Source organism: Microbacterium sp. 3J1 (genome assembly GCF_001049495.1).
In the GTDB taxonomy this organism is placed as follows: Bacteria; Actinomycetota; Actinomycetes; order Actinomycetales; family Microbacteriaceae; genus Microbacterium.
Genome location: NZ_CDWI01000007.1, coordinates 174,121 through 188,888, shown reverse-complemented (window position 1 = coordinate 188,888; position 14,768 = coordinate 174,121). Strand labels below are relative to the sequence as shown.

Annotated in this window: 15 protein-coding genes; 9 read left to right on the top strand and 6 right to left on the bottom strand. The window is 68.5% G+C overall.

The window, feature by feature from the left end:
- Positions 1 to 128 precede the first annotated feature (128 nt).
- The 6 genes from BN2660_RS04365 to BN2660_RS04340 form a co-directional block, all read right to left on the bottom strand.
- The gene (locus BN2660_RS04365; protein ID WP_091228063.1) at positions 129 to 1,184 is read right to left on the bottom strand and encodes an ABC transporter permease; all 1,056 of its coding nucleotides are present in this window, start codon (positions 1,182 to 1,184) and stop codon (positions 129 to 131) included.
- A 62-nt stretch (positions 1,185 to 1,246) separates the two neighbouring features.
- On the bottom strand, positions 1,247 to 2,158 hold the full coding sequence (locus tag BN2660_RS04360; protein ID WP_091227762.1) for an ABC transporter ATP-binding protein: 912 nt from the start codon (positions 2,156 to 2,158) through the stop codon (positions 1,247 to 1,249).
- A 199-nt stretch (positions 2,159 to 2,357) separates the two neighbouring features.
- On the bottom strand, positions 2,358 to 3,548 hold the full coding sequence (locus BN2660_RS04355) for a hypothetical protein (RefSeq protein ID WP_091227760.1): 1,191 nt from the start codon (positions 3,546 to 3,548) through the stop codon (positions 2,358 to 2,360).
- A gap of 9 nt (positions 3,549 to 3,557) precedes the next feature.
- The gene (locus tag BN2660_RS04350) at positions 3,558 to 4,754 is read right to left on the bottom strand and encodes a benzoate/H(+) symporter BenE family transporter (protein ID WP_091227757.1); all 1,197 of its coding nucleotides are present in this window, start codon (positions 4,752 to 4,754) and stop codon (positions 3,558 to 3,560) included.
- A 50-nt stretch (positions 4,755 to 4,804) separates the two neighbouring features.
- On the bottom strand, positions 4,805 to 5,539 hold the full coding sequence (locus tag BN2660_RS04345) for a response regulator (RefSeq protein WP_091227754.1): 735 nt from the start codon (positions 5,537 to 5,539) through the stop codon (positions 4,805 to 4,807).
- Positions 5,536 to 6,840, bottom strand: coding sequence for a sensor histidine kinase (locus tag BN2660_RS04340; protein WP_091227751.1), 1,305 nt, complete (start codon positions 6,838 to 6,840; stop codon positions 5,536 to 5,538). Before BN2660_RS04340 ends, BN2660_RS04345 begins: the two co-directional genes overlap by 4 nt.
- 73 nt (positions 6,841 to 6,913) lie before the next feature.
- Between BN2660_RS04340 and BN2660_RS04335 the strand changes: the two genes are divergently transcribed.
- From BN2660_RS04335 to BN2660_RS04290, 9 genes are all read left to right on the top strand, one after another.
- Positions 6,914 to 8,113, top strand: a complete 1,200-nt coding sequence (locus BN2660_RS04335; protein ID WP_255305022.1) for an MFS transporter — start codon at positions 6,914 to 6,916, stop codon at positions 8,111 to 8,113.
- Between the two features lie 100 nt (positions 8,114 to 8,213).
- Entirely contained in the window at positions 8,214 to 8,654 is a 441-nt protein-coding gene (locus BN2660_RS04330) for a VOC family protein (RefSeq protein WP_091228055.1), read from the top strand.
- Positions 8,654 to 9,346: a winged helix-turn-helix transcriptional regulator gene (locus BN2660_RS04325; protein ID WP_091227749.1), complete on the top strand. Its 693-nt coding sequence runs from the start codon at positions 8,654 to 8,656 to the stop codon at positions 9,344 to 9,346. The genes BN2660_RS04330 and BN2660_RS04325 overlap by 1 nt, the downstream gene beginning before the upstream one ends.
- A 38-nt stretch (positions 9,347 to 9,384) precedes the next feature.
- Positions 9,385 to 10,011, top strand: a complete 627-nt coding sequence (locus BN2660_RS04320) for a dihydrofolate reductase family protein (protein WP_091227746.1) — start codon at positions 9,385 to 9,387, stop codon at positions 10,009 to 10,011.
- Positions 10,012 to 10,148: 137 nt separating this feature from the next.
- Entirely contained in the window at positions 10,149 to 12,197 is a 2,049-nt protein-coding gene (locus BN2660_RS04315; protein ID WP_176697079.1) for an MSCRAMM family protein, read from the top strand.
- Positions 12,198 to 12,312: 115 nt separating this feature from the next.
- Entirely contained in the window at positions 12,313 to 12,663 is a 351-nt protein-coding gene (locus BN2660_RS04310) for a polymorphic toxin type 44 domain-containing protein (protein WP_091227741.1), read from the top strand.
- Between the two features lie 2 nt (positions 12,664 to 12,665).
- A complete protein-coding gene (locus BN2660_RS04305; protein ID WP_091227738.1) occupies positions 12,666 to 13,133 on the top strand; it encodes a hypothetical protein in 468 nt (155 codons plus the stop codon).
- A gap of 532 nt (positions 13,134 to 13,665) precedes the next feature.
- Positions 13,666 to 14,190, top strand: a complete 525-nt coding sequence (locus tag BN2660_RS04295; RefSeq protein ID WP_141651235.1) for a hypothetical protein — start codon at positions 13,666 to 13,668, stop codon at positions 14,188 to 14,190.
- Positions 14,184 to 14,702, top strand: a complete 519-nt coding sequence (locus BN2660_RS04290; protein WP_141651234.1) for a hypothetical protein — start codon at positions 14,184 to 14,186, stop codon at positions 14,700 to 14,702. Before BN2660_RS04295 ends, BN2660_RS04290 begins: the two co-directional genes overlap by 7 nt.
- The last annotated feature ends 66 nt before the right edge of the window (positions 14,703 to 14,768 follow it).

Here is a 14,768-nt window from a genome sequence, read left to right as displayed (position 1 = left end):
CGAGCACAACTTCGGATGGGCGGCGTGACACGCCGGATGAACGACGGATGCCGCGGCGTGTCAGCCGCGGCATCCGAAGTTGTGCGTGTGGAGAGTGCGTGGAGAGGGCGTGTGGAGAGTGCGTCGGGTCAGCCCCGCAGCGCCTCGCCGAGCTTGACCCGCGAGCCCATGCGCAGCAGCGAGTTCTCGTAGATCTTCGCGCCGATCACGATCGCCGCGACACAGCTCGCCAGCAGGATCACGAGGCTGAGCAGCGGCTCCCACCACTGCGCCTCGCCCACGAACAGCCGCATCGGCATGCCGACCGGAGCGGAGAACGGCACGTACGACATGATCGTCAGCACCAGCGGGTTGTCGTTGAAGATGATCACCAGCACGTACGGCGCCATGATCAGCATCGTGATCGGGGTCGTGGTCGAGCCGATGTCCTCCTGACGCGACACCATCGACGCCGCTGCGGCGAACAGCGCGGCGAGCAGGATGAATCCGAACAGGAAGAACACCGCGAACCAGATGATCGGGGCGCCGAGGGTCGCGAGCACCTCGCGCTGGCCCGTCACGATCAGGCCGATCGTCGCGACCGCCGCGAGGGCGAGGATCTGACCCATCGCGAGGATCGTGTTGCCGATCACCTTGCCGGCGAGCAGCGTGCGCGCCGAGATCGACGACAGCAGGATCTCGACCACGCGGGTCTGCTTCTCCTCGACGACGCTCTGCGCGATGGTGCCTCCGAAGGTCGCGGCGGCACCCATGAACACGATGCCGAACGCGATGGCGATGAAGTACCGCAGCAGCGGGTTGGTGGTCGCCGGCTCGAGGATCTCGACGGTCGGAGCCTGCGACAGCCCCGAGACGAGACCGCTCGGCGCGTCCTTGAGGGCCACGACCGTGAGTCCGGTCGGACCCTCGCCGGGGAGGACGGCGGCATCGACCTTCTCGGAGCGGAGGAGCTCTTCGGCCTCGGCCTTATCGGAGACCTCCGTCACCTCGACGTCGGGCAGGGCCGACACGACGGATGCCGTCTCCGAGGTCGCCGCCACCGGCATCGCCTCGGTGTTCTGGCTGGCGAAGCCGCCGATCACGATGCCCGCGAGAGCGAGCAGCAGCAGGATGCCGGTCGAGATGAGGAACGCCTTGCTGCGCAGCTTGGATCCGATCTCGCGCTCGGCGACGAGCCAGATCATCGAGGCCTGCAGACCTGAGCCCACGGAGGAACGCGCGGGCCGCGAAGCGGGGGACGAGGTGCTCACTGGATGACCTCCTTGAAGATCTGGGCGAGGGACGGATGCTTGGGAGCGAAGCTCGCGACATCGCCGCGATCGACGGCGGTGCGGAGCACCCGCTGAGCCGTCTCGGGTCCGTCGGCGTCGAACAGGGCGTAGCCGCCCTCGAAGTCGAGGACGGTGACCCCCGGCTCGGAGCGCAGCCAGCCGGCGTCCCCGGCGGAGACGAGCTCGTACCGGTCGCCGGCGTGCTGAGCGCGCAGCCCGTCGCGGGATCCGGCGGCGCGGATGGTGCCGCCGGCGAGGATGACGAGGTCGTCGCAGAGCCGTTCGACGACGTCGAGCTGATGCGAGGAGAACAGGATCGAGGCGCCCCGGGCGGCGGAGGACTGCAGCACCGACGCGACGACGTCGACCGCCAGCGGGTCGAGGCCTGAGAACGGCTCGTCGAGGATGAGCACCTCGGGGTCGTGCACCAGGGCGGCGGCGATCTGCGCCCGCTGCTGGTTGCCGAGCGACAGCGACTCGATGGTGTCGTTCAGGCGCTCCTCGAGACCGAGCTCGGTGAGCAGCGCGGTCGCCCGCGTCGTGGCATCCGTCTTGTCGAAGCCGTGCAGTCGCGCGAGGTACACGATCTGCTCCAGCACCTTCATCTTCGGATACAGGCCGCGCTCTTCGGGCATGTATCCGAACTGGCGGCGGTCGGCGCTGGTGAGCGCCCGACCGTCGAGGGCGACCTGGCCGCCGTCGGAGTTGAGGAGCCCGAGGACGATGCGCATGGTCGTCGTCTTGCCCGCACCGTTGCCTCCGACGAACCCGGTCAGCCGCCCGGGCGCGACCTCGAACGACACATCGTCGAGCACGCGCCGCGTGCCGTAGCTCTTGGTGATGCCGGTCAGGACCAGCTTTCCTGTGGTCACGTCGTCTCGCTCCATCCGGTCGGGGTCTGCACACTGCATCGCATGCCTTCACGCTACGGAGGAGCGCATCGCCGCGGCATCCCCCATGCGGCGGATCGTGCGGCGGATCGTGCGGCGGATCGTCGGGGATCGTCACGGGTGGGTCACCCCGTGCCTCCGCCGCGAGGAGGACGCCTCCGCGAGGATCCGAGTGACGGGGGGAGGACGTAGGGGGCTACGGCGCCAGCAGGACGGAGAGGATCCCGACCGCGAACGGCAGCGCGGTCGTGAGGAACACCGCGCCGAGGACGATCCCGACGATGAGCCAGGGCCCGCGACGCCGAAGGCGGCGACCGGGAGGAGCCACGCCGATCGGCGGCGGCGTGAGCAGACCCTGCGGCGGGGAGAACGGGAGCGCCGGATGCGCGGGCGCTGAAGCGGATGGCGCGGGCACCGCGGCCGGATGCTGCTGAGCGCCCAGCCGCAGGCGATCGTCGCGCCACCGCGCCCACTGGTCGAGCTTTGTGAGCAGCGCCCCGACGGCGCCGAACAGCCAGGCCCACGTCGCCGGGTCGAGCGTCGACACGTCGCGGCGTGCGTAGAGGAAGAGCCAGTCGTCGACGATCTCGACGTCGAGCTGGGCGGCGTGGTCGATGAAGCGCGCCATGACGTCGGGCGTGAAGAGGTAGAGAGCGTCGACCTCGTATCCGGCCGGGCAGTACAGCGCGAAGTACCGGTCGAAGTCGCCTTCGAGCGAGAGCCGCTGGTCGCGCGTGAACGCGCCGGCGACGGTGCTGCCGAGGGTGTTGTTGCCCAGCGCGTCGAGCACGATGTTCGGCAGCGGCACGTCGAGCTTGACCGCCACGTACCCCCAGCGGTGGGTCTGCGACTGCTTGCCGTTGCTCGTCGTGTACTGGTAGTTGCCGAACTCGACGAAACGAGGGGAGTGTCCGCGGAGCACATCGGTGGACATGCGACCGGAGCCGCTCGAGAAGATCAGGCCGGGCAGCGGAGGGGCGTCGATGCGCTCGACGTAGCTCATCGCGTTCGACGCCGCGAAACGAGCGAGGCGGAAGCGCGTGACGGCACGGGCACGCATGCCGCGCCGCACGAGCATGACGGTCGCCACGATGATCCCGCCGAGGAGGAGCAGCCCCAGCACCAGAGCGACGGCGACGCCGGTGCCGCGTCCGATCGCGTACCCGAGCCCCAAGATCATGACGCCGATGACCGGAACGACCATCAGGAGGCAGACGACGGCGAGCACCCACGCCGCGATCTGCGCGCCTGACCGGGGGTTCGCCCCCTTCTGCGCCCTCGAGAACGCATCGACCTCAGCGGGATTCACCGGCTCGAGGAGGGCGCGCGCGTCGAAGAACCCCGAGGTGCTCGTCGACGGACCGGCGGCGGGAGAGGGAGACGTCACGCACCCACGCTAGCCCGAGCGGCCGGGTTCCTGCGGAGGGCGACGCCCGACGTGCAGCACCAGTCGTACGAGCAGTCCGGCCGCCAGCGCCCAGAAGGCCGCGCTCACCCCGAGGACCGCGATGCCCGAGGCGGCCACGAGAAAGGTCACGACGGCGGGGAGGCGCTCGCCCGGGTCGTCGATGGCCTGCTGCACCGATGCCCCGAATGCGCCCAAGAGGGCGAGGCCGGCGACCGCCGGGATGACGGCCTCGGGAGCCAGCAACACGAGGGCGGCGAAGGCGGCCGAGAACCCGCCGAGAATGAGATACGACGCTCCTGTCGACACTCCGGCGACCCACCGCCGCCGCGGATCGGGGTCGGCATCGGGCGAGGCGGCGAGCGCTGCGCTGATCGCCGCGAGATTGATCGCGTGCCCGCCCGCCGTCGCTCCGGCGGCGGTGCCGAGACCCGTGACGAGCATGGCGGGCCGCCAGGGCACCTCGTAGCCGAAGCTGCGCATGATCGCGATGCCGGGCACGTTCTGCGACGCCATCGTGACGATGAACAGGGGCAGGGCGATGCCGACCAGCGCCCCGAGGGTGAGGGTGGGGGCGGTGAGTTCGAGTCGCGGCACGAGAAGGCCGCCGTCGACGGGAGCCCCGGCCTGCGCCAGGGAGACGGCGACGACGACCGCGGCGGCGACGAACGCGAGCGGCACGGCCCAGCGCGGGGCGAGGCGGGCGAACACGAGCCAGGTGAGCACGACGGGCACCACGCCCCACGGGTTGGCCACGAGACCCGTGATCGGTGCGAGGCAGAGCGGAAGGAGTACACCGGCGAGCATGGCCTGGGCGATCGACGGCGGGATGCGGGCGATCAACGCCCCGAGCGCCGGCCACAGCGCGGTGAGGAGGATCAGTGCGGCCGTCACGAGGAATGCGCCGACCGCGGCGGACCACCCGCCCTCGACGGCGCCCGTGGCGGCAAGCAGTGCGGCGCCGGGCGTGGACCATGCCGCGGTGATCGGCATCCGGTACCGCCAGGCGAGCACGATGCAGGCGACGCCCATCGTGAGGCTCACGGCGAGCAGACCGCTCGCCGCCTGCGCGGGCGTCGCCCCGACCGCGCCGAGCCCCGTCAGCACCACGGCGAACGAGCTCGTGAAGCCCACGAGCGCGGTGACGACGCCGGCCAGGATCGGGCGGGACAGGGGAGCGGTCGGCATCCTCCGACAGTATCGGGATCGCGCCCCGGGGCAGGGCGGGCAGGGTCGGGTCAGGCGAGGCCCATGCGGTGCGCCAGCACCACGGCCTGCACCCGATCACGTGCGCCGAGCTTCTGCAGGATGCGCGAGACGTGCGTCTTCACCGTCGCCTCGCCGATGAAGAGGGCGCGCGCGATCTCAGCGTTGCTGCGGGCGTCGGCCAGCAGCACCAGGACCTCGGCCTCCCGGTCGGTGAGCGGATCGACCAGCGTCATCGCGACCCGCGGCGCCGGCTCTGCCGGCGCGGCCGCTGGAGCCGCACCCGCTGGAGCCGTACCCGCAGGCTCCGCACCCGCAGGTTCCGCCGCCGCCGCGAACCGGGAAAGGACGCGGCGGGTCACCTCGGGTGCCAGCATCCCGTCGCCCGCGGCCAGGGCCCGGACGGCCGAGATGAGGTCGTCGGCTCCGGCGTTCTTGAGCAGGAAGCCGCTCGCCCCCGCATCCAGCGCCTGGTACAGGTAGTCGTCGCGGTCGAAGGTCGTGACGATGGCGATCGCCGCCCCGATCTCGGGGTCGGACACGATGCGCCGGGTCGCCTCGATGCCGTCCATGTCGGGCATCTGGACGTCCATCGTGATGACGTCTGGATGAAGAGCGGATGCCTGCTCCACGGCCTCGGCTCCGGTGGCCGCCTCGCCGACGACCGTGATGTCGGGCTGGGTGTCGAGGATCGTGCGGAAGCCGGCGCGCAGCATGGCATGGTCATCGACGAGCAGCACGCGGATGGTCGGGGCGGACGCGGTCATCGAGACGTGCTCGCTTCACTCGGGGCAGGTGCCGGCCTCGCGGACTCCGGCGAACCCGGCGCCTGCGCGAGAGGGACACGCGCGCGGACCCGCAGCCCTCCGGAGGGGCGGGGCGTCACCTCGAGCGTGCCGCCCGACGCCGCCGCGCGCTCTCTCATGCCGAGCTGGCCGAGCCCGGGGCGCAGCGCCGCGACGGTGCGGCCGGTGTTCACGATCTCGACCTCGACGCCGTCGGAGTCGTATCGCACCCGGACGTCGGCGGTCGCGCCGACTCCCGCGTGGCGGCGGGCGTTGGTGAGCGACTCCTGCGTGATCCGGTACAGGTTGACCGCGACGATCGACGGCACCGGGGTCGGTTCGCCGATCACGGCGTAGTCGGTCGCGAGTCCGGCCTCCGTCGACGCCTCGACCAGCTCGCCGATGTCGTCGAGGGTCACCGTCGACGCGGCATCCATCGTCTCCCCGCCCGGGGTGCGCAGGGTCTCGAGCAGCTGCCGCAGCTCCTGGATGGCGTCGCGCGCCGACCCCTCGATGCCGGTGAGGATCGTCTTCGCCCGCTCGGGATCCTGATCGATCACGAGACGCGCTGCTCCGGCCTGCACACCCATCACCGAGACGTGGTGCGCGACCACGTCGTGCAGCTCCCTGGCGATGCGCACCCGGTCGAGTGCCACGGCCTGCGCGGCCGTGACCTCGCGCTCCTGCTCGAGCTCGGCCGTGCGCTGCTCGAGAATCTGCCTGGCCTGCGCGGCGTTCCAGGAGCGCTCGCCGAAGTAGTACGCGCCGCCGAAGTACAGGACGTTCAAGAGGATCTGGATGAGCATGAACGCGACGTAGGGCGAGAGCAGCCCTGCGGCGACATCCGCGGCGGCGGCCTCGTCGATCGCCTCGCGGTACATCGTGATGATCAGCCAGACGAACATGCCGACGATGATCGCGACCCGCACGATCATGGCCGCCCGCCGGTTCGCCATCCAGGCGCCGACCGTGTACAGCGACACGAACATGGCGATGTTGCCCACGTAGATCTCGGGCACCTGGAACGAGATCGCGAGGAAGTACGCGACGCAGACGGCGACGGCCACCGGCCCTGGCCAGCGGCGACGCACCGCGAGCGGAGCCGTCACGGCGACCGCGTACACGAGCGCCGTCCAGGGTTCGGCTCTTGTGTCGCCGTAGATCTCGGCCACCGTCGACAGGGCGGCGCTGAGCACCGCTCCGACGAACATGATCGCCGCGAGCACGAGGTCGCCCCGCATCTCGCGTGCGCTCGGGGTGCGGGTGAACGGCACTGCGGACATTGCTCCAACCTACGGGGGCGGCGGATGCCGCGGCATCCCCCGTGCGACGGATCGTGGCCTGCGAGAATCGAGCGTGACCTCGACGCCCTCCGTGACCTCGACATCCTCGGCGCCCCGCCTCGCTCCGTTGTATCTCGCCGGCTTCACCACTGCCTTCGGCGCGCACGGCATCGCGGCGGCCCTCGGCGCCGAGACCGAGGACCTCGGCTGGACGCTGCTCGCGTTCGGGTTCACGCTCGCGCTGTACGACCTCGCCGAGGTGCTGCTCAAGCCGCTGTTCGGCGCCCTGAGCGACCGGATCGGCGTGCGGCCCGTGATCGTCGGCGGTCTCCTCGCGTTCTCCGCGTTCTCCGTCGTGGGAGCCGTCGTCCCCGGGATGATCGGACTCGTCATCGGACGCCTCGGGCAGGGCGCCGCGGCATCCGCGTTCTCGCCGTCGTCCTCCGCCGCCGTCGCCCGGCTCACCGGTGCCTCCACCCGCGGGAGGTACTTCGGCCGCTACGGATCGTGGAAGAGCCTCGGCTACGCGCTCGGCCCTCTGCTCGGCGCGGTGCTCATCGTGTGGGGTGGGATGCCGGCGCTGTTCTGGGCTCTGGCGGTGCTCGGTCTCGCCGCGGCGGTATGGGTGGCGATCGCCGTGCCGCGCGTGCCGGTGCTGCCGCGCACGCGCGTGACCCTGGTCGACCTCGGCCGTGAGCTCCTGGCGCCGGGATTCCTCGTGCCCACGCTCGTGCTCGCGGCGACGACCGGCGCGCTCGCGGTCGCAGTGGGCTTCCTCCCGCTGCTCGGACGTCAGGCGGGGCTCGGCACGGTCGGCAGCATGGCGATCGTGACGGTGCTGGCGATCGCGTCGAGCCTCGCGCAGCCGCTCATCGGGGCGGCCCACGATCGGGGGCGTCTCTCGGTGCGGCTCGGCACGGTCGGCGGCCTCGCGCTGATCGCCGTCGGGATCGGGATCTCTGCGCTCTCCGGCGAGGCCGTGGTGCTCGTGGCGACGGCACTGCTCGTCGGCCTCGGCGTGGGCACCGCGACGCCCGTCGCGTTCTCCCATCTCGCGGCATCCACACCCGCCGACCGGATGGGGCGCACCATGGGCAGCGCCGAGCTCGGGCGCGAGCTGGGGGATGCGGGCGGACCACTCGTGGCGGGGGCCGTGGCGACGGCATCCGTTCCCGGAGTGGGGCTGGGAGTCGTGGCCGCGCTCACGGCGGGTGCCGGCGCGCTGGCGCTCCTCGGTCTGCGGACTCGGACGGATGCCGCCGTCGGCGAGTGACCGTACTTGCTATTGACAAGCCCACTTGTTATTTGCAAGCATTGTCTCCATCGGGTCGCCGAGACGCCGGCCCGAAGAGTTCACCATCGACAGAGGAGTCATCGTGACCAAGGTCTTCGTCAACCTGCCCAGCACCGACCTCGAGCGCGCCAAGGCGTTCTACACGGCGCTCGGCTGCGACATCAATCCGCTGTTCACCGACGAGAACGCCGCCTGCGTCGTGTGGAGCGACGACGTCTACTTCATGATCCTGACCCGCGACTTCTTCGGCACCTTCACGGACAAGACCGTGGTGGATCCGAAGGAGGCCGCACAGGTGCTCGTCGCCATCAGCCGCGAGTCCCGTGACGAGGTCGACGCGGTGCTGGCATCGGGTCTCGCGGCCGGCGGCTCCGAGCCCAAGGATCCGCAGGACTACGGGTTCATGTACTCCCGCGACCTCGAGGACCCCGACGGCAACGTCCTGGAGTTCGTCTACATGACTCCGGAGGCGGCCGAGAACGGGCCCGAGCCGATCGCGGAGCAGAGCGCCGCGTCCTGATGGCGGCGCGCAGCTACGGCCAGTACTGCGGTGTGACGACCGCCGTCGAGCTGATCGGGGAGCGGTGGGCGATGCTCATCGTCCGCGACCTGCTCGTCGGCCCTCGTCGCTACACCGACCTCAAGCAGGGCCTGCCGCGCATCCCCACCAACATCCTGTCGGCGCGCCTGAAGGAGTTGCAGGAGGGTGGCCTGGTTCGTCGGGTGCCGCTCATGAACTGCGGACTCGTGTACGAGCTGACGTCCTACGGCCGGGCGCTCGAACCCGTCGTCCTCGCGTTGGGCCGCTGGGGCTTCCAGGCCATGGGGGAGCCCGAAGACGGCGACATCGTCACCGGCGCCTCCCTCACGATGGCGCTGCGCACGGCATTCCGACCCGATGCCGCCGACGACGCGGAGTACGAGCTGCATGTCGGTGATGTGGCGCTCCGCGCGTCGGTGAACGGCGGACAGCTGATGGTCGCGCAGATCGCGCCGCCGGCGCCACCCGTCGACGGACGCATCCCCGACGGGGAGCCGGATGCCGTCATCGTCGCCGGCCCCGGCATCCGTCGACTGATCGCCGGCGAGATCACCCCGGCCGAGGCGATCGAGCAGGAGGAGCTCGACGTGGTGCGCGGCGAGGTCGCGCACCTCGAATCGTTCGCGCGGACGTTCCACATCGCGCCGCTGAAGGACCCCGTCATCGTGTGACAACCTGTCGTCCCCTACCTGTGCGAAGGAGCACTGCCATGACCGGACGTATCTTGATCGATCTCTTCACCACTCTCGACGGGGTCGCGCAAGGACCGGGCGGCGTCGACGAGGACACCTCCGGAGGATTCCGCTTCAGCGGCTGGCAGGCCGGGTACCCGTCGTCCCGCATGGGTGAGGGTGTCGCGAAGGGGATGCAGCGGCTCGACGCCCTGCTGCTCGGACGCCGGACGTACGACATCTTCGCCTCGTACTGGCCGCATCACACGGATGGGCCGTCGGGAGAGATCGGCCGGCTCTTCGACCGCGTGCCGAAGTACGTCGCGACGAGGGAAGCGGATCTCGACCTGCCGTGGCAGGGCAGCGTGCGCGTCGGCGATGATCTCGCCGCCGAGATCGCCGATCTCCGGGAGCGCCACGACGAGGTGCACGTCATCGGCAGCATCGATCTCGTGCACTCGCTGCTCGCCGAGGGCCTGTTCGACGAGTTGAACCTCTGGGTCTACCCGATCCTGCTCGGCGCCGGCAAGAAGGTCTTCGGCGACGACGCGCTGCCGTCGGTGCTCGGGTTGCTGGAGCCACCCGCTCCGGACGACGAGGGCGTGCTGCTGCTGCGCTATGGACGCACGGACCGAGTGCCGGAAGTCGGGACCTTCGCGGATTAGTCCTGAGTATCGACTATTCCTTTCCTATGTCGTGATCCCCTAGATTCAGATCGGATGCCGCTCTGTCGGCACATCCGATCCACCTGGTCATGTGACAGCGCGAGCGCTTCGGACGTGCCCACGAACAAGGGATGATGATGACGTCACGTTCGATCAGGCGAGCAGTGCTCCGCTCTCTGATGGCAGGGGCCGCGGTACTGGCGCTCGCGGTCGGGGCGCCGGTGAGTGCCGCCGCTGAAGAAGAGCAGACGACGACGATCTCGGGAACGGTCTCGCGCCAGGACGACGGGACACCGCTCGAGAACGTGTCGGTCTACGTCACCAGCGCGGACTTCACCCAGGGCGGCGTCGCCGTCACGGGTACGGACGGCGGATACGCCGTTCCGGGTCTGCAGCCGGGCGAGTACACCGTGCGCTTCACGACCGACACGAGCGGCGCCGGATTCATCACCGAGTACTGGGACGACGCGCGATCGTGGGACAGGGCGCAACGGATCACCGTCCTCGGAGGCGAGGAGATCAGCGGCATCGACGCGTCGCTGGAGCGGGGCGGGAGCATCTCCGGTCGAGTGACGCGCGAGAGCGACGACGCTCCGGTCGCGGGGGTTCACGTGCAGCTGTCGCCCGACTCGTTCCTGGTCTCGCCGGCGATGGCGATCACCGCTGCAGACGGCACGTATCAGGCAGTCGGACTCCCGGCGGCGACGTACACCGTGAAGTTCGACGCGCCGGACGAATCACTGTCCGACGAGTACTGGGAGGAAGCCCTCACCCCGACGGCGGCGACCGGTGTGAGAGTCGACGCGGGGTCGGAGTCCTCCGGCATCGATGCGAGCCTCGTCGGGGCGTCGGCGATCTCAGGTACGGTGACCACCGCCGACGGGTCTCCTGTCTTCGGCACCGTGTCGGCGTCCGGAGGCGGGAACTACTTCAGTTCTCCGATCGCACCCGACGGCTCGTACCGCCTGGCGGTGGCGCCAGGCGCGTACGAGGTCCAGTTCACGAGCTACGATTCGCGCGTTCTGAGCGAGTACTGGGAGAACTCGGCCACCAGCGCCGAGGCTACGCCCGTCACGATCGCATCAGGGCAGTCGCTGACCCTGAGCGCTGAGCTCGACCGAGCGGTGGCCATCATCGGCACTGTGCTCGCTGACGGCCTGCCTCTCGCCGACGCGGTCGTCGAGATCTGGCAGGACGGCCTCCTGGGCCAGGGCATGGCCTACACGGACTCGTCCGGCCACTATGAAGTGATGCTGCGGCCCGGCACCTACACAGTCAGCGCCTACGGGAGCGCATACGAACCGGTGTACGCCAAGCAGTTCTACGACAGGGCCGACACGAGGTCCGAGGCGACGGACGTCACTGTCGGGGAGTCCGCGGACGCGACGGGGGTCGACTTCGATCTGTCGCTGGGAGGCGATATCGGCGGAACCATCACGGCAGACGGATCGGAGGTGCCGGGATCGGGAGCGGACGTCGTCGCGTATCTCTGGAGCGGCGGAGAGTGGCGCGAGGTCGCTCGAGCGGCAACCGGATCCGACTACAGGTTCGGCACCGGATTGCCCGAGCAGGCCGAGGGGGGACCGCTCCCCGCCGGCGCCTACCGCATCGGCGTCTTCGCCGACGGCTTCTGCGCCCAGTACTACGGAGGGTCATCGTCGATCGAGGGCGCCCAGTCGGTGGAACTCGCCGAGGGAGACGTTCTCGCCGGCATCGACGTCGCGCTCGATGCGACGTGCACGGAGCCCGAACCCGAACCCGCGCCCGAGCTGACGCTCGCCGTCGATTCGGTCCGCGCGGGCGGAGACCTGCTCATCAGCGGCAGGGGCTTCGTCGCGGGTGAGACGGTGGCCTTCGAGTTGCATTCGGATCCTCTCGCGCTGGGAACGCTGACCGCTGATGCGGACGGGCGGATCAGCGGGACGCTGCGGATTCCGACATCCGCTCCGGCCGGCGCCCACACTCTCGTGGCGCTGGGTGCAGGTGCGACTGTTCAGGCGAGTGTGCCTCTGCGCGTGACCGCGGCAGCCGTGATCAGCGCTCCGGCAGTGATCGGAGAAGCGACGACCGCTCCGCGAGGTCTGGCCGACACCGGTGCCGAAGCGCCCGGGATGGCTGCCCTGACCGGGGCGTTCCTCGCTGTGGTCGGCGCCGCCATGATCCGACGGAGGCGCGCGCACAGCTGACGACGCCCGACGCGGACGCGGGTGACCACCCAGCGGCACTCGCCATGGCGACGCCTGCCCAGCGGAGCATCTCGTTCTTGCACGAGTACCTGAACTAGTTGCTGCGAATTAGAGAATGATACATACCGACGGTGTTTGGGACGCGAAGCCCTACATTCTGCAAGACTATGGCTACACCGGCGGCACTGACCAGCAATTCTACGTGAGGACCAGCGACGGCTCCAGCAAGGTTCGAGCGGATGTATTTGGGAACGTGAATTACGGCATCATGATGGCATCTTTCGGCGTCGGAGATAAAGAAGCTATCATGGCGTCGAATATTGGCGACGATGCATCAGGGCAGATCGATAGCTTCGATGACTCTGCGATATCTTTGGGCTACCAGATGGCCGACAAATACCCAGGCGGTGTACCTCTCGGTGCGTATCAGGACATGATTCTCAGCGAATTCGGGAACAAGGGTTAGCGATGGTGAAGAGGATTCGTTGGCTGCTGGTTGCTGTCTTGCTCGTGGCCGTCACTGTCGTCATCAGCGTATTAGTTGTTTCCTTTCCCGCCAGGAAGGAGGGGGCGGCACGCATCGAGGCTGAGGCCGGGCTTCCCCTTGTGCTCACCCCCGAAGCTTCGGGGCAGGGTTCAGGTAAAGGAGAGATGATACTCAAGAGCGACGGCGTGGCAGAGCTGACGGAATTCCCTATCGGAGAGATCGACGCAGCCGACGGCTGCACTTCGTTGACTGGCATGAGGACCTTCTCAGGTCGGGCCGAATGGACTGCAGACCGAAATCTGAATATCACTATAAGCAGTCAAGAGGGTGCGGTCATCATCGGTCCCTATAATCCAACGATGGGTGATGTGGTCTGGTACAGATTCGGCATGCCTGTATGTGGCAGCGACGAGGTTATCTGGTACCTCGCTCAAGCTGGTCGGTCCTAGCGAATCGTGGATGGGGCATCCTGTTGCGGAAGAGCACGGTGGAGGGTGCGTCGTTGTTCGTGGGGGATACGGTGTTGTCGCAGGCGCCGGGTTCTTCGGTGGTGGCGGGTGTGCGGACGTACAGTGGTGCGGAGGGTAGGCCGATTGCGGAGAAGTCGGCGAAGACCGGGACCACGGGGACGAGGTTGACGTGGGTGTTCTCGAATCTGGAGGGACGGTAGACGTGCAGACCGTCGCTAACACCGCCGGAACGACCACCCGCACCTCCCGCGATCCCTACGGCGCACCGATCGGCGGTCGAACGGTGTCTGGTCGAGTGGCACGGGATATATGAACAAGCCGGTGACCGCGTCGACCGGTCTGACCACGGTCGGTGCCCGCACGTATGACCCGGTGCTCGGCAAGTTCCTCTCCGTGGATCCGGTGATCCAAGGGCAATTCCCCGGCGGTGACAACAACCTCCGGGAAGCAGTCATGCAAGTGGGGCTCGGTCGGATGTCGAGGGGCATCCCGCCCCGGAGCGAACGATGGGGTGTCGTCTGGCGCGGTCGACCCTTGTCGCGCTTTCAATTCAACAAGGTGCGAGAAGAAGGATGCGTGGGTCAATCCTGTTGCGCAGATCAAGGGCTTTGTCCCGAAAGTCGATTCCATGGTGAGCAATCGCTTCTTGCGCAGTCTGGCGAACCTTCCGGCCACGGCCGTCGCCGCCACCTCGGTCTTGATTGCAGGCGGAAAGTGCGGTTACAGCCCCGGGCATGGGCTCTTCGTCTGCGAAGGCAGTCCGCTCGCACAGCAGGGCGGCACCACTGTGGGCGACGTCTTCTTGACGAACGAGATCTCCAAGGATGAGGTGCTTGACGGAACGGCAAATTCTGAGGCACTGCTTTCTCACGAGACGCGCCACGCCGCGCAGTGGGCCGGGCATGGGAACCTGCTGTATCCGATTCTCTACGGGGTGGAGGCACTTAAATCGACTGTGCTCACAGGAAGCTATGGTTGCGCGAACTGGTTTGAGTTCGACGCGGGTATGCAAGAAGGGAGGTACTCATCATGCTGAGTGCAGCGCTACGCAGGGCCAGTGTTGCCGCTGCAGCGGCAACACTGGCATCCGCGGTGCTCGTCGGCTGTATTCCGATCCTGCCGTCTCGTCCGCTTGCGCTTCAGCCGATCAGCGTGACTTCTGTCAACGATCGCTTGTCTTGGGTGCAGTGCCTCGACGAGAGCATGCAAGTGTCATACGTGTCTGCGCGTATACGGGAGGACGAAGGGCAAGAAAGAGAGTGGCCGGTTCTCACCGCGGAGGCCGATGTCGAGGACACGGTGGAGTTCGCGCCACGCATGCCGGTCGATCTGGAGACCACTTTCGCGGGGCTTCCTGTTGTGCATGCCAACGACATTCCCCTCTCGTCCTTGACGGGCACGATCACCGTGTTCCTTGTTTTGTCGGGACCTGATGTGCGAGCCGAGATGGCGTTCAGGAACATCGACCCCAAGGCACTCAGGGATCGGAAGTTCGTCGATCACTCCGGCGACGTCAGTGATCGCCCCTGCGACAAGTCCGGCGATTGACCTGCCTGGCTGCCTGCCACCCTCGAGGTAACTGCATCTCCTGGGAGCACTTGTGGCCACGCGAAC